The sequence below is a fragment of the Sphingopyxis sp. genome, from assembly GCF_035998905.1.
Classification (GTDB): domain Bacteria; phylum Pseudomonadota; class Alphaproteobacteria; order Sphingomonadales; family Sphingomonadaceae; genus Sphingopyxis.
In genome coordinates, this window is sequence record NZ_DASYHG010000026.1 from 1 (window position 1) to 15,005 (window position 15,005).

15 protein-coding genes and 1 pseudogene are annotated in these 15,005 nt (G+C 64.6%); 7 read left to right on the top strand and 9 right to left on the bottom strand.

Features of this window, described 5'->3' with window-relative positions; all coding sequences use genetic code 11:
* The 3 genes and pseudogenes from VGN62_RS15865 to VGN62_RS15875 all read left to right on the top strand — a co-directional run.
* Positions 1-181 (top strand): annotated as a pseudogene (locus VGN62_RS15865) (DNA polymerase III subunit epsilon); the annotation flags it as partial.
* A gap of 54 nt (positions 182-235) precedes the next feature.
* Entirely contained in the window at positions 236-1,102 is an 867-nt protein-coding gene (locus VGN62_RS15870; RefSeq protein ID WP_310088291.1) for a hypothetical protein, read from the top strand.
* Positions 1,047-1,868, top strand: coding sequence for a hypothetical protein (locus VGN62_RS15875; RefSeq protein ID WP_327455624.1), 822 nt, complete (start codon positions 1,047-1,049; stop codon positions 1,866-1,868). Before VGN62_RS15870 ends, VGN62_RS15875 begins: the two co-directional genes overlap by 56 nt.
* A 353-nt stretch (positions 1,869-2,221) precedes the next feature.
* Here the strand turns inward: VGN62_RS15875 and ligA are convergent, their stop codons facing one another.
* From ligA to VGN62_RS15920, 9 genes are all read right to left on the bottom strand, one after another.
* The gene (gene ligA / locus VGN62_RS15880; RefSeq protein ID WP_327455626.1) at positions 2,222-4,402 is read right to left on the bottom strand and encodes an NAD-dependent DNA ligase LigA; all 2,181 of its coding nucleotides are present in this window, start codon (positions 4,400-4,402) and stop codon (positions 2,222-2,224) included.
* A complete protein-coding gene (locus VGN62_RS15885) occupies positions 4,399-5,007 on the bottom strand; it encodes a hypothetical protein (protein ID WP_327455628.1) in 609 nt (202 codons plus the stop codon). Before VGN62_RS15885 ends, ligA begins: the two co-directional genes overlap by 4 nt.
* A complete protein-coding gene (locus tag VGN62_RS15890; RefSeq protein ID WP_327455630.1) occupies positions 5,004-5,402 on the bottom strand; it encodes a putative quinol monooxygenase in 399 nt (132 codons plus the stop codon). Before VGN62_RS15890 ends, VGN62_RS15885 begins: the two co-directional genes overlap by 4 nt.
* Complete coding sequence (locus VGN62_RS15895) at positions 5,399-6,085, bottom strand: GNAT family N-acetyltransferase (protein ID WP_327455632.1); 687 nt, start codon at positions 6,083-6,085, stop codon at positions 5,399-5,401. The genes VGN62_RS15890 and VGN62_RS15895 overlap by 4 nt, the downstream gene beginning before the upstream one ends.
* A complete protein-coding gene (gene recN / locus VGN62_RS15900; RefSeq protein ID WP_327455634.1) occupies positions 6,082-7,752 on the bottom strand; it encodes a DNA repair protein RecN in 1,671 nt (556 codons plus the stop codon). The genes VGN62_RS15895 and recN overlap by 4 nt, the downstream gene beginning before the upstream one ends.
* 47 nt (positions 7,753-7,799) lie before the next feature.
* Positions 7,800-8,594: an outer membrane protein assembly factor BamD gene (locus tag VGN62_RS15905; protein ID WP_327455636.1), complete on the bottom strand. Its 795-nt coding sequence runs from the start codon at positions 8,592-8,594 to the stop codon at positions 7,800-7,802.
* Between the two features lie 61 nt (positions 8,595-8,655).
* On the bottom strand, positions 8,656-9,378 hold the full coding sequence (locus VGN62_RS15910) for a peptidylprolyl isomerase (protein ID WP_327455638.1): 723 nt from the start codon (positions 9,376-9,378) through the stop codon (positions 8,656-8,658).
* Between the two features lie 53 nt (positions 9,379-9,431).
* Complete coding sequence (locus VGN62_RS15915; RefSeq protein ID WP_327455640.1) at positions 9,432-10,550, bottom strand: PepSY-associated TM helix domain-containing protein; 1,119 nt, start codon at positions 10,548-10,550, stop codon at positions 9,432-9,434.
* Positions 10,550-12,610, bottom strand: coding sequence for a TonB-dependent receptor domain-containing protein (locus VGN62_RS15920; RefSeq protein ID WP_327455642.1), 2,061 nt, complete (start codon positions 12,608-12,610; stop codon positions 10,550-10,552). The genes VGN62_RS15915 and VGN62_RS15920 overlap by 1 nt, the downstream gene beginning before the upstream one ends.
* Before the next feature lie 125 nt (positions 12,611-12,735).
* Here VGN62_RS15920 and VGN62_RS15925 point away from each other — a divergent pair, with 125 nt between their 5' ends.
* The 4 genes from VGN62_RS15925 to VGN62_RS15940 all read left to right on the top strand — a co-directional run bounded on the left by VGN62_RS15925 (position 12,736) and on the right by VGN62_RS15940 (position 14,998).
* Positions 12,736-13,416, top strand: a complete 681-nt coding sequence (locus VGN62_RS15925; protein ID WP_327455644.1) for a hypothetical protein — start codon at positions 12,736-12,738, stop codon at positions 13,414-13,416.
* A 48-nt stretch (positions 13,417-13,464) separates the two neighbouring features.
* The gene (locus tag VGN62_RS15930) at positions 13,465-13,851 is read left to right on the top strand and encodes a metalloregulator ArsR/SmtB family transcription factor (RefSeq protein WP_327455646.1); all 387 of its coding nucleotides are present in this window, start codon (positions 13,465-13,467) and stop codon (positions 13,849-13,851) included.
* Positions 13,848-14,381 carry an SRPBCC family protein gene (locus VGN62_RS15935; protein WP_327455648.1) on the top strand — a complete coding sequence of 178 codons (534 nt, stop codon included), beginning with the start codon at positions 13,848-13,850 and terminating at the stop codon, positions 14,379-14,381. Before VGN62_RS15930 ends, VGN62_RS15935 begins: the two co-directional genes overlap by 4 nt.
* Positions 14,382-14,533: 152 nt before the next feature.
* Positions 14,534-14,998 (top strand): nucleoside deaminase, encoded by a 465-nt coding sequence (locus VGN62_RS15940; protein ID WP_327455650.1) that lies wholly within the window; start codon positions 14,534-14,536, stop codon positions 14,996-14,998.
* Positions 14,999-15,005: the final 7 nt, after the last annotated feature.

Consider the following 15,005-nt stretch of genomic DNA (forward strand, 5'->3'; position numbering starts at 1 on the left):
GAGCAATCCGAAATGCTGGTGGCGAGAAGTGCCCGACGCCCGTCGCGCCGAGGAGGAATGGTGGCTCGCCAGTCATGTCTACTCGATGGAGGCCAATCCCCGAGCTCTTGGACCGATCATCGAGCGGCTGACGTGGCGGGAGCGCTACGCGCCGACAGCGTCATCGAAGCGATCGCCATGATGCTCGGCCCAGAACTATGTGCAGCGATACCCCTTATTAGACTGGAGAAAAGGCATGGAAAAAAAGTCCACCAAGTCCACCGCGCTCGTCCCGACCGGCAGGCATAAGGCGCCCGTCAAACGAAAGGCTGCCACGCTTGCGGTCGTGCCCGCTACGGACGACACGCTGCTGTCAATCGTCGACTCCGAACTCGCTCTGGCGAAACTAATCGGCGCTGGAGGCGATGTCGCGCGAGAAGGCGGCGTCGGTCTCGTCACCGGCCGCGCCTATGCAACCCGCGAATGCGTCGTTCCCGCAGAAGAAATATTCTACGATCAGGCCGCGCGGCCTGGTGGCAAGGGCGCGTGGCTCGGAGAGGCGGACAAGGTCAGCTGGCGCGACGAGGTGAGTGGCTATGACTGCATCATGTTGCGTAACACGGACGATGGCTTTCTCTGCGGATATGTCGGCATTCCCCAGGATCACCCTCTCTGGGGCTGGGATGCCAACGCAGTTCCGCCGGACATCGGGATCGATGTGCATGGCGGTTTGACCTATTCACGACTGTGCGAGGAAGGGCCAAGTCCAACGCGTCGAATAGCCGTCGAGGCGCGCCGCATCTGCCACGTGACATTACGACCGGCGGTCTACCATCCGGTAGAACACGCAACCGACCACCGGGTCGAAGATTCGCATGCGTGGTGGTTCGGCTTCAGTTGCGATCATGCCTACGATCTTATTCCGAACGATCGGCCGAATTCCTCCGGATCGAAGTCGTCGGAGCTTGCCCGGATATATCGTGACGACGCCTATGTTGTCAGGGAAACAATTGCCCTCGCGGCTCAGCTGCGAGCGATCGCTGAAGGAGGCGCGGCGCCCGCGCGCGATGGCGCGCCGCCGCCGCTCGGCCTCGATCCTGGTCGTGGGGCTCGCCGTGGCTGACTTTGAGCGTCACGTCGGCGAACTCCCTTGGGGCTGGTGGCTTCGAGCCAATCCGCGCGGCTACGAGGATGCATCCGGGCGAAATTGGGCGAGCGTCAGGGACGCATTCTGGGTAGGCGAGCTTGGCTTCCCATCGGTCCACTTCGCGCCCGAACAGCACGAACTGATGCTGAGGGTGATGACCGCGATAAAATCGATGTGGTGCGGCGAAGAGCGTCAGCACGACATCTTTCGCGGGGACATGATGTTCTGGCGTTTCTATCAGTGCTGGCTCGCCAGCATCGGAATGATCGGGAAATCGAACGAGAGGAATTTTTTCGACGGAGGACTGACCTTATTGGGCAAGTCGGTCCTCATGATGCTGCAGGCCACGCGCGAGCCGGAATTCGAGCGCTTGCCAATGTCGGCGGTTGTCGCTGCGGTAAGTGCGAGCAAGGAACTGGACGCCGAGGCACGAGAGCGGGCGCTGGTCGCCTTTGAGCAGCAGGTTGGGTTTCGTCGCCATCTGTTCGCGCGCGAAGATTTGGGACGTCGATACCTGGTGACGTTGACCGGACTTAAGGTTGGCGCGCGGATGCCGACGCGCAATATCGCGTGGTCGCAGTCCTTCGCCGATGCAAAATCGCGTGATGACCTCTTCGCTTGGCTCGCCGAGCGGGTGCACCGTTGGGATGATTGGGGTGAAATCGCCTACGGTAAGGGCGCGTCGGCGCTGACAAGTCATTTGTTGTCGGTCATCGTCGGCGCGGGCGGGCTGTCTCGGTGACCGATCGTTGCAGGAAAAACAGCTTTGACATGGTCGATCCGCGGAAGTTACGCGCAACACCAAATTTGACCGCCGTAAAGATCGGCATCTCCTGCCGCTGGGCAAGTCCCGTCGGGGGAATTGACGGCATGGGCGGAGTGTTCTGTATCCTACACGCGTCCAACCAAATCCCCGGGCGGCTGCTACTGCGCGAGGCCAGTTCGTTCTGAGACAGGATGCGGTTTCTCCGCGAGCAACCTCGACCGTTGCGTGGAAGCGAATTAGAAGAGCAGCTTTTCCACATCCCACGACACTAATACAGCCCGATCATGACGCCCACTTACGCATCATTGGGCCGTTAACCTTGTAGCGGGTCAGGGTAAGGTTGTCCGAGGGCCTGCCGCGGCGACGATCTCCGCCCACTCAGCCTCGTCGATCACGCGGATGCCGAGCGCGCTCGCCTGCTTGAGTTTCGATCCGGCACCGGGGCCCGCGACGACAAGGTCTGTCTTGGCGCTGACGCTGCCCGCGGCCTTGGCGCCGAGCGCCTCGGCCTGCGCCTTCGCCTCGTCGCGGCTCATCGTCTCGAGTTTGCCGGTGAACACCACCGTCATGCCCGATACCTCGCTCTCGCGCGTTTCGACGACGTAGAGCGGGGGCGACACTTCGGAGAGAAGGTCGTCCCACAGTTCGCGATTGTGCGGTTCGTGGAAGAAATCGGCGAGCGCCTCGGCCACGGCCGGGCCGATGCCGTCGGCGCGGACTTCGAGGATCGCCTTGAATGCCTCGACACGGCGCGTCATATATTTGCCGTCCGACTCACCCTCGACCTGCGGATTTTCGTCGAGATAGGCGTGGATTTCGGCCGCCTTTTCGGGAAGGCGCCGGATATCGCCGAGCCCCTTGAGCAAATCGCGCGCGGTCACCGCACCCACGTGGCGGATACCCAGCCCGAAAAGCAGCCGCGCGGCGTCGGGCGCACGCTTGGCCTCGATCGCGGCGAAGAGATTGTCGACCGACTTTTCCTTCCACCCCTCGCGCCCGAGCAAGTCAGCACGGCGGCTTTTCAGGCGGAAGATGTCGGCGGGTCCCTTGTCGAGCCAGCCGAGTTCGAGGAATTCGGCGATACTCTTTTCGCCCAGCCCCTCGATATCGAGCGCGCCGCGGCTGACGAAATGGCGCAGGCGCTCGAACTTCTGCGCATTGCAGATCAGGCCGCCGGTGCAGCGCACATCGACCTCACCCTCCTCCGCGACCGCCTCGCTGCCGCAAACCGGGCAATGGTCGGGGAAGATGTACGGGGCGCGATTTTCCTCGCGGGTGAGGTTTTCGACGACCTGCGGGATCACGTCGCCCGCGCGCTGGATGACGACGCGGTCGCCGGGGCGCACGCCGAGGCGGCCGATCTCGTCGCGGTTGTGGAGCGTGACGTTCGAGACGACGACACCGCCGACGGTGACGGGGACAAGCCGTCCGACGGGGGTGAGTTTGCCGGTGCGGCCGACCTGAATGTCGATGGCCTCCAATGTGGTCTGCGCGCGTTCGGCGGGGAATTTATGCGCGATGGCCCAGCGCGGAGCCTTCGCGACGAAACCCAGCCGCGCCTGCCAGTCGAGCCGGTCGACCTTGTAGACGACGCCGTCGATGTCATAGGGCAGCTCGGCGCGCGCGCGCTCGATGTCGGCATAATGGGCAAGGACATCGACGACCGATTCATAGCGTTTCAGCAGCGGCGAGACGGGCACGCCCCAGCTTTCGATCCGCTTCATCATGCCCCACTGCGTCGTCTCGGGAAGCGCGCTCACTTCGCCCCATCCGTGCGCGAGGAAACGCAGCGGGCGCGACGCGGTAACGCTCGCATCCTTCTGGCGCAGCGATCCGGCGGCGGCGTTGCGCGGGTTGGCGAACTGGCGGACGGTGGCGGGATCGAATTCCACCTCGCGTTGCACCGCGAGCGCCCTGCCCTCTTCGAGCAGCCGTTCGTTGAGCGCCGCGAAATCGGCCTTCGCCATATAGACTTCGCCGCGAATCTCGAAAACGTCCGGGACGTCGCCCGCAAGCCGCTGCGGTATGTCGGCGATCGTCGCGACATTCGGCGTCACATCCTCGCCGACGTTGCCGTCGCCGCGCGTTGCCGCCTGCACGAGCTGGCCCTTCTCGTAGCGGAGCGAGCAGGACAGGCCGTCGATCTTGTCCTCGGCGGTCAGCGCGACAACCTCGTCCGCGCCAAGGTTCAGGAAGCGGCGGACGCGCGCGGCAAATTCCTCGACATCCTCCCCCGAAAAGGCGTTGTCGAGGCTCATCATCCGCTGCGCGTGGGTGACCTTGGCGAGCGGCGACGCCTCGACCGCGGCGCCGACCTGGTTGTTCGGGCTGTCGGCGCGGATCAGCGCCGGGAACGCGGCTTCGAGTTCGTTGTTGCGGCGGACGAGCGCGTCATAATCGGCGTCCGAAATCTCCGGCGCATCCTCGGCATGATAGCGTTTGCTGTGATAGGCGATCTGCTTTGCGAGCCGCATCAGTTCATTGGCGGCTTCGGCTTGGGACATTTTCATCCTTCTATCGCCCCTTCAATCAGTGGGTGCTTCCACCAATCATCAAAAGGCCGGTCCAGTTTTCCATCTTCTAAGATGCGGAAAAGCACCGTCATATTGCGCGACAACTCGTGAAGATCTTCATGCTCGGCTCGAAGCATAGCCATATCCCAGCGAGCCATGCCTGATGGCGTTTTCTTTTCTAAGTTCATTTCGGAGTGGGGCTTCGTAAACCCGATAATATGGTGATCGCCATTTTCATCTGCGTCGATCACAACCCCTCGTCCAACAAAGACACTCGTCGCGTGAGCTATTTGATTTCGCTTATCGGCAGATAATTTTATTCTTTTTCTCAAGTCATCCCATAATCCTTGAAGGTTTGAATTACGCGTCAGCATCGCTGATGTGATCAGCCTGCATCTATCTTCCAGCCCTTTCGCGACGGAAAATATGCCGCTCGCAGCTGCCGCATCCATTTTGAGACATGATTTGAAGACATCTTCCAACCTGTCTTCAATCGATTGATAGCTAGAAATGCAAAGTCCAATTAGCGCGTAGAAGCGCAATTGCTTCTGCTGCATCGTTTCTGCATCATCATCGTCGTTATTATAAAGAGGGACGCTCATTTTATCGTCTTTGCCACCGGCTTGAACTCGGCGCGAGTGCCAAATCCGGCGATCAGCGGGCGACCTTTCCTGATCGCCTCCTGCACTGCGGGAAGCCCTAGCGACGCGGCATGCGCAGCTTTAGTTTCCCATAATTCGACGATCCAGATCGCATCGGGGTTCGCGCTGTCCTCGCCGATCAGATAGCCCATGTTGCCCGGCATCGCGCCGGTGCCTTCACCGAGGATCGCGACCAGTTCGGCGCGTTTGCCGGGCAGCGCCAGCATCTGGCCGATCAGGCCATATTCGGGAACAAGCTCTTCCATTCGCGCCTCCAGCGCCTGCAATTGACCCGCCGGCAACAGCGCCGCCGCCATCGCCAGCATCGCGCCGAGATGCTCGCGCCGGTTCATCATTTCGCGATCGCCAGCACATGCACCTCGCGGCGGATACGGAAACCGAGCGATTCATAGAGCGCGATCGCGCCGGCATTGTCGGCATAGCTGTGCAGGAAGGGCTGTTCGCCCCGCGCCACCATTTCACGCATGACATGACCGATCAGCGCGCGCGCAAGCCCGCGTCCGCGGCAGTCTTCCCACGTCGACACCCCGCTGACCTCGGCCATGCCGGGGACCAATATGCGCTGTCCCGCCATCGCGAGCAGGCGGCCGTTCTCGCGGACACCGAAAAAGGGTCCGTAGCGGTGCGTTTTCGGCCCCCAGGGGCCGGGCTTTGCGTGCTCGGCAAGCGCCGCCATTTCGGGCGCATCCTCCTCATCGAGCGCAAGGATCGCAGGTTCGCCGTCGCGCGGTACGGGCGGCGGACCTTCGGCCACCATCTGCGCAAGCACCGCGCGCTTCACCTCGCGCGTGCCCGCAGGGACCGGCCAGCGTTCGCCCTCGACGATCCAGATTTCACCGTCGTCGGGCACCAGCGCGGCGAGCGCCGCCTGTGCCTCGGCGCCGGGGTCGGCGGCGACACCGAACACGCCATAGCCACGGTCGATCCGCACCGCGCGCGCGTCGCCCTCGGCGAGATGCGCCTGCCGCCCGGTAAGCATGCTCCAGACGGGGCGGTCGAGCGGGTGCGGCGCGGTCATGCCGCAACCTCCAGCAGCCGCTCGGCCTGCGCGCGCGCTTCGTCGGTCACCTCGGCGCCCGACAGCATCCGGGCGATTTCCTCGCGGCGGCCGGCTTCGTCGAGTTCGTGGACGCTCGTGCGCGTGACAATACCCTCACTCGATTTGGCGATGATGAAATGCGCTGCGCCCTTGGCCGCGACCTGCGGGCTGTGGGTCACGGCGAGGAGCTGTTTCCCCGCGCCCGCGAGCCTTGCGAGGCGTTCGCCGATCGCGCTCGCGACCGCGCCGCCGACGCCTCGGTCGATTTCGTCGAAGATGATCGTGTCAGCGCCGCCCTCTTCAGCCAGCGCGACCTTGAGCGCGAGGATGAAGCGCGAAAGTTCGCCGCCCGAGGCGATCTTCGCGAGCGGGGCGAAGGGCGCGCCGGGGTTGGTCGAGATGAGGAATTCGACGCGGTCGATCCCGTCGGCGCCCCAGCGTTCGGCGGGCAACCGTTCGAGCAGCGTCTGGAAGCGTGCGGCGTCGAGTTTCAGCGGCACCAGTTCGCCCGCGACCGCGGTGTCGAGGCGCGTCGCAGCCTTGCTGCGCTGGCCCGAGAGCGCGGTCGCGGCGTGAGTGTAGGCGGCAGCGGTTTCGGCGACCGCGGCTTCGAGCTTGGCGAGCCCCGCACTGCCGCCCTCGATCGCGTCGAGTCGCGCCGCGAGCGTGCCTGCGAGTTCGGCGAGCTCGTCGGGCTGACACCCATGCTTGCGCGCCATCGCGCGCAGTTCGAACAATCGCGTTTCGGTCGCTTCGAGCCGTTCGGGGTCATATTCCATCGCGCGCGCGGCTTCGTGGAGCTTGGTCTCGGCCTCGTCGGCCTCGATGATCGCGCGGTCGAGCCCCGCGAGCGCTTCGGCGAGCAAGGGATGGTCGCCCGCGAGGCGGTCGAGCCGCCGCGCGGCGCCGCGGAGCAGCGCGGGACCGCTTTCGCTGCCCTCGAACGCCTCCATGATCGCGCCGAGGTCGCCCGCGAGGCGTTCGCCCTTCTGCATCGCCGCGCGCGCTTCGGACAGTTCGGCGTCTTCGCCGGGCTGCGGCGCGAGCGCCTGAAGTTCGGCAACACAATGCTCGAGCCATTCGCGGTCGCGTTCGGCTTCGGAAATGGCGGCGCGCGCGGCGGCGAGCTTGTCCTCGGCGGCGCGCCATGCCGCATGGGCAGCGGCAACGCCGCGGGTGTCGGCGCGCGCATAGGCGTCGAGCAGCGCGCGGTGCCCGGCGGGCGCGAGCAGGCCGCGGTCGTCGTGCTGGCCATGGATTTCGACGAGATGGGTGCCGACTTCGCGCAGCAGCGCCGCCGAACAGGGCTGGTCGTTCAAAAAGGCGCGGCTGCCGCCATCGGCCTTCAGCGTGCGGCGGATCAGCAGCGGCTCGCCGCTTTCCATCGCGATCTCATTATCGGCGAGCAACGCGGCCAGCTTCGTCCCCGACGCAGGCGCGGCAAAACTTGCCGTCACCTGTGCCTTGTCGGCCCCCTGCCGCACCAGCGCGCTGTCGGCGCGCGCGCCGAGCGCGAGGCCGAGCGCGTCGAGCAGGATCGACTTGCCCGCACCGGTTTCGCCGGTCAGCACGCCCAGCCCGGCCTCGAAATCGAGGTCGAGCCGTTCGATCAGCACGATATTGGCGATGGACAAAGCGGTGAGCACGGGCCGTCCTTACCGCAGAACAAAGGCAGAATCTATTCCCGGCGCGATCAGGCGCTCGGGGCGTTCTTCTGCATCAGCTTGTACGCACGCTCGTACCATTCGTTGCCGGGATAGTTGGCACCGAGCACCGCGGCCGACTTTTTCGCTTCGGTCGGGATGCCGAGCGCCAGATAGCATTCGGTCAGGCGATAGAGCGCCTCGGGGGCGTGGCTCGTCGTCTGATATTTGTCGACGACCTCGCGGAAACGGATCGACGCCGCGAGCCAGTTCGAGCTGCGCTGGTAGAAACGGCCGATTTCCATTTCCTTGCCCGCGAGGTGATCCTGCACCAGATCGACCTTGAGCCGCGCGTCGGACGCATAGCGGCTGTCGGGATAGCGGCGGATGACTTCGCCGAGCGCGGCCTGCGCCTGCTGGGTAATCTTCTGGTCGCGCGTCACGTCGCTGATCTGCTCATAATAGCTGAGGCCGATCAGATAATAGGCGTAGGGCGCGTCCTTGTTGCCCGGGTGGATCGCGAGGAAACGCTGCGCCGCTTCGATCGCCGGGGTATATTCGCGATCCATATAATAGCTGAACGAGCTCATCAGCTGCGCGCGGCGCGCCCAGGGCGAATAGGGGTGCTGGCGCTCGACCTCGTCGAACAGCGCGGCGGCGAGGCCGTACTGGCCGCGATCGAGCCGGTCCTGCGCCGCGCGGTACAGCGTGTTGACGTCGCGCGCGACGTAACGCGTATCCTTCTTCACATTGCCGCCCCCGGCACAGGCCGCCAGCATGGGGGTGATCACGAGCGCGGCGGCGAGCAGGCGCACGGTCGCGCGCGAAGGGGCAAATCGAGTCATGCGCGCGGTATAGCCACAGCGCGGATGAACGCAAAATAAATGATAGGGGTCGGGCGCAGCTTTACCCCGCCTTGACGACACACCCCTTCGGGGCATTGGCGGGCGCGGGAACACGGCGCGCGGTCTTGATCGTCACTTGCGGATCGAGCATTTGCCCGACCATCACGCCTTCGCCCGCGGTCGGCGAGATCGGGGCGTTGAAGATCGACGCCGCGACGTCGGCGCCGCCGACAATTTCGCCGAACACCGCAAAACCCGCTCCGTCGCCGCCCACCGCATCCGAATCGAAGCCCTTGATGTCCGAGAGCAGCAGGAAAAAGTCGCTCGTCGCATCGCCGGGGTTGAGCCGCGCCATCGACAGCGCACCCTTGCAATTCGTCAACCCCGTCGCTTTCGTCGGCTCATGCGCGATCGGCGGAAAATTTTTGCGCGCATCGCCGCGATTGCCCGCCTGGATCAACTGGTTCGCGGGGCCCCAGCTTTTCGTCGAGCGATAGAATTTGAACCCGTCCATCCGCTTCGCATCGACATAGCGGAGGAAGTTCGCGGCGGTGACCGGGGCGCGCTTGCTCTCGATCCGCACGGTGATCGTACCCGCGTCGGTGACGAGCGCGACATAGGGCCGCGTGTCGGATATTTGCGGGACGGGCAGCGGCGGCGGGGGCGGCGGCGGTGCCATCATCGGCCGAACCGGCCCGGCACGCGGCGGCGGGGGCGGCGGGACGACCGCAGGGGCCGGCTGGGCGGCAGACAGGACAAGGGCGGGAAGGATCGTCGTCAGCATGGGCCGATATTAAGCGCAAAGCGGCAAGGCGTGCGAGCCTTTTTCCCTACCCGTCAGCGCCGCCGGCGCCACCAGAGCCTGATGCCGCTGAGACAGAGCCAGAGCGTGACGACACCGCCGCCGAGGACGAGCAGCCGCCCGGCAAGGCCAAAGGCCTTCCCCGAGTGGAGCGGATATTGCCAGGCGAAGAATTCGTCGCCCGCGGTCGTGCCATTGTCGTGGCGCGTGCCGGTGACCCGGCCGTCGTCCATCGCGACATAGTGCCAGAGCCGCCCCTGATCGTCGCGGTCGCGCGCGTCGAAGGTGCGCACGGCATAGACGCCATGGTCGGGGAAAATGCGGACGCTGTGAACGCGCCCGCGCTTATCGCCGACGATGCGCGCCATCGCGGCGTCGATGTCGATCGCAGGCGCTGTTTCGGGAACGTCGGCCATGCTTTCATGGAGGCGCCCGGTGATCGGCGAGACCAGTCCGACCGCCTCGCGGCTATCGTCGGGCCACGCCAGCGTCACGCCGGTAACCGCGAGGACGAGGGTCACCGGCAGGAACCAGAGACCCCACGCGCGATGCGAATCGAACAGGCGCTTCAGGCTGCCGCGGCGCCCTTCGGTCCGGAATGCGCGCAGCCAGTGCATCCCCTTCGGAAAGGACAGCGCCGCCGCGATGCCGTGATCGATCACCCACAGCAGCGAGACGAGGCCGAAGAACCAGGTCATCCACGGCCCGGCGAGCAGATCGATATGGAGGCCATAGACAATGTCCATCGCGTGCCGCCGGTCGAACTTGATCGCGCCGCTCTCGCGCCAGCCGAGCACCGATCCGTCGCGCGGATCGGCGAAGACCTGCACCGGCCGGGGCGATCCGCCGAAGGGCGCGCGGCCCATCATCCACAGGCTGTCGCCGGCATCGCCCGGCAACTCGATCATGTTCGGCGCAAAGCCCGGCAGCGCGCGCTCAGCCTTTCTTACAGCATCATCGATAGGGGCGACCTTGTCCGATGCAGGGACCGTCCGCCAATCGGCGTTGAGCGCGCTGTCGAGCTCGTCGTAGAAGGTGACCGCGATGCCGGTAATCGCGAGCAACGCGAGCCAGAGCCCGGCGACGAGGCCGAACCAGCGATGCCACAGTTTGAGGGCGTGGCGCGGCCGCCGACGGACCGCCGCACCCGCCATCAGAAGCGAACGGATGCGGTCAGGCGAACGTTGCGCCCGGGTTCGGGCAGGCCCGACACGATCGCATAGTCGGGCAGACCGAGCTGGCCGTAGTCCGCAACGCTGGCATGCGCGATATAGCGCTTGTCGAAGAGGTTATAGACGGCGGCCTGCAACTCGAGGCGATCAGAGCCGAACGGACGCCAGCTGCCGAACAGGTCGACCGTCGTATAACCGGGCTTATCGATGAATTGGGTCGTCGGAACGTCGGCTGGATAAAGCTGCACTTCGCGGAACAGCACCTCGATATTGTTGAGGTCCTCATAGCGCGTCAGGCTGGCGCGGAAATTGAAATGGTCGCTCGGCTGGAAACCCGCAGTGACCGCCCAATTGTCGCCCATCGAATTGCCGAGCGCGATATGCTCATAGCCCTCGATCCGGTTACCGTTGAGCCGTGAATCATAATGGTTGTAATAGGCGTCGATGCTGAACGGCCCGGTGCGATAGCCGGCGCGAAGTTCGACACCCTTCGATTTGAACTTGCCAACATTTTCATAATAGACCGCGTCCTGGATCGGCTGCGAGGCATCGCGGCCGAGCTGGTCGAGGATGACATTCTTGATCGTCATCTCGTAATAGACCGCCGAAGCGGTAAACCCGCCAAGGTCATATTTGACGCCGCCTTCAAGGTTGTCGACACGTTCGGGGCGCAGCGTCGGCGACAGCGACAGCCGGCCGGGGCGCTTTTCCAGCGTGAAGGCATCGCCGATTTCCTTGCCGCGGAATGCTTCGGCAAAACCGGCGTTGAGGCTGAGACCGCGAACGATCTCGAACTCTGCACCGACGTTGAAGCTGAGCCCGTCACTCCGGGTGCCGGTGCGATAGGTCTTCTGGTCGAGATCATAAGCGTCGTAACGCGCGCCGAAGCTGATCAGCAGCGGGTCGGCTACGCGCCAATGATCCTGCATATAAACGCCCATCAGCGAACCCTTTTCGGTGAAGCTGCCGATATTGGGATCCCACGCCCAAGGCTGCCACATCGCGGGATCGGCGAGATATTCGCTTGTCACCGCGTCGCGGCGATGTTCGGCGCCGACGGTGATATCGTGGTTGGCGACGGCGAGTTTCGCGCGCACATCGAAGCCATAGCTCTCGATCTCGGCGCCATAGAGGCCCCAGCGATCGAAACGGTCCTGCGTGAAATTGGTTCGCGTCCAATAGCCGGTCGCTTCGATGCCGACGCCGCTGTCGCCCTGGAAACCATAGTTGAGGATCGCGGTCTGACGCTTTCCCTTCGCCTCGAAGAGCCGGTCACCTGCGAGCACCGGCCAGTTCGGACGCTGGCCGAAACGGCCGCTTTCGCGGCGCTGTTCATAGCTGGCGGTGACGCGGTGCCCGCCGCCGAGGTCGCCGCCGACCTTGACGAAGCCGAGATTCTGTTCGGCGCCGGTCGCAAGCTGGCGCACCCCGTCGCCATCCTTGTACGGATCGCGGTTCACATGGACGTAGGAAGCAAGGATGCCGATGTCGCCCGCGATGCGGCCATAGACGGTGCCGCTGAGCTTGTAGCCATCGTTGCTGAACCAGCCCGCCTTGGCGATGCCGCCGATATCGCGGCCGTCCTGCAGCATGTCGACGGCGTTGCGCGTGCGGAACCGGATCGCACCGCCGACCGCGCCGAAGCCGGCGGTCGCCTCGCCCGGACCCGCCTGTACGTCGACGGTTTCAAGGATTTCGGGCTCGATCGTCACGCGGCCGATATGGTGGAACAATGTGCCACGCTGCGGCGCGCCGTCGATGGTGACGTTGAGCAGCGAATCCTCGAGCCCGCGGACATAGATTTTCTGCGCGAGGCCGACACCGCCGCCGACCGCGACAGATGGGACATTGCGGAACAGATCGGCGAGATCGTTCGCCTGAAGAACTTCGATTTCCTCGCGATCGATCTCGACATCGGTCAGCGCGCCGACGACGACGATATCGCCGGTCGCTTCGATCTCACCTTCCTGTGCTTGCGCAGCCTGGCTCGCCAGCGTGAGCGCCGTGGCGCAGCTCATCAGGATCTTGGTGCGAATTTTCATCATGCCCCCCACAGTTTAGGTGTTCGCGGGCGAACTAGTCGATATTGCGAATCATTGTCAACAACGCGGCCGATTGGAAAAGCGGAAAAGTCGCGGTAGGCAGCGGGGCCAAAACGGAGAGACCGATGACCGAGACGCCGAAAGCCGATGCCGCGCCCGAACCAACGCCCCCCGGCGCCGCTGAAATCGGTTCGCGCCTGCTGCGCTACCTGCCGCTGATCACGATCGCGCATTTCCTGATCGGCCTGCCCGCACTGATCGCGTCGCTCGCGCTCGCCTATTTCGCGTTCGTCCAGGCCGACGCGACGCAGAAGATGCAGACCGGCGGGGTGATGCCCTTCGTCACCTTCGGGACGAGCAATGGGGACAAGGAAGGCAATCAGGATATTGCGCTGACGCTGACGAACAATGGCGTCGGCCCCGCGATCCTTGGTCCCATCGAAATCCGCTATGAAGGCAAGCCGATGACCACCCCGATCGAGCTGCTCAGGACATGCTGTACGGGACCCGGCAAGCCCGAATTGCGCTTTTCCACCTCGCCCTCCACCGGGATCGCCGCGCGGCCGGGCGAAACCATCGAGTTCGTCAGCTTTCCGCGCACCCCGGCGTCCGAAAAGGTGTGGCAAGCGTTCAACAAGGAACGGTGGAAGCTCAAGGTGCGCGCCTGCTATTGCTCGATTTTCAACGATTGCTGGGTCACCGAGGGGATGCAGGGATTGCCGAAGCCCGTGAACAAATGCCCCGCCGACTGGTCGCTCTATCGCGAGGATGCCGGAAACCGCATCGCCGGGATCGAGGCAGAATAATTCAACCAATCGGTTGACAATTAAATCGGATGCTTCATATTCAACCATATGGTTGAACATGATTCGCACACCCTCGATACGATCTTCCACGCGCTCGGCGATGCGACGCGCCGCGCGATGCTCGGTGAACTTGCTGCCGGCGAACGCTCGGTCGGCGAGCTTGCCGAACCTTTCGCCATGTCGCTCGCGGCGGCGTCGAAACATATCAAGGTGCTCGAAGCGGCGGGGCTGATCCGCCGCGACGTCCGCGGCCGCACCCATGTCTGCAGCCTCGACCCCGTCCCGTTGATGCGCGCCGACCAGTGGATCGGCATCTATCGCCGCTTCTGGACCGGTCGCCTCGACACGCTCGAAAAAATCCTGCGCGCGCAAGATGCCGCGCCGCCCCCGCCCCCCAAGAAGCCCCTCCCCGGGAAAGAAGGAGAAAAACGATGACGACGATGCTGGACCAAGACCGCTACGGCCTGCTCACCGAGCCCGCGACGCTGACGATCGCGCGCCTGCTCCCCGGCCCGGTCGACCGGATCTGGGCCTATCTGACCGACGGTGACCTCCGCCGCCAATGGCTCGCCGCGGGCGCGATGGAAACGAGCGTCGGCGCGCCGGTCGAACTGGTGTGGCGCAACGACGAACTCACCGACCCGCCCGGGACGCGCCCCGACGGCTTTGGCGAGGAGCACCGGATGCTGTGCGAGGTCGTCGCAATCGACGCGCCGCACCTGCTCTCGATCAGCTGGGGCAGCACCGGCGGCGTGACCTTCACGCTCGAGGAGAAGGGCGACGAGGTGCTGCTCACCATCGTCCACAAGCGGATCGAGGATCCCGAGGTGCGGCTCAACGTCAGCGCGGGCTGGCACGCGCATCTCGACGTGCTCGAAGCGCGGACGCGCGGTTCGGAGGCGGCGCCGCACTGGGACAATTGGACCCGGTTGCGCACCGAATATGCCGAGCGGCTGTTCGGCTGACATCGCGATATTTCGGCCGGCGAAGGCGCGCGGGGCATCGTCCCGCGCGCCTTTCTGCATCGCTTGCATGGGCGTCGATCCGGCGCGTATCGACAGCTGGCCGAAGATCGTGGCATTTCTCAACGCCGGACTCGGACCGGAGCAGAGGACGGATGGCGGACGACAGTGAAACCTGGCTGCGCGAAGCGATCACGCTCGCCTATGCCAATGCGGAGAAAGGCGGCCGCCCGTTCGGCGCGGTGATCGTGCGCGACGGACAGATCGTCGCCACGGGCGTGAACGCGATACTGGAGACCGGCGATCCGACGTCGCACGCCGAACTCAACGCCATCCGGCTCGCCAGCGAAACGCTGGGCCCAGACCTTCGCGGCTGCGCGGTGTTTGCAAGCGGGCACCCCTGTCCGATGTGCATGGCGGCGATGCGCCTCGCCGGGATCGAAGCCGTAACCTACGCCTATTCGAACGAGGACGGCGAACCTCACGGCCTGTCGACCGCGGCGATCTATGCGGACCTCGCGAAACCCTTTGCCGAGCAGGCGATGAACATCCGCCACCTGCCCGTTCGGCTGGAGGGCAAGCCCGATCTTTATGCTGGATGGCGGCAGCGGCAGGGGTGATCCTACG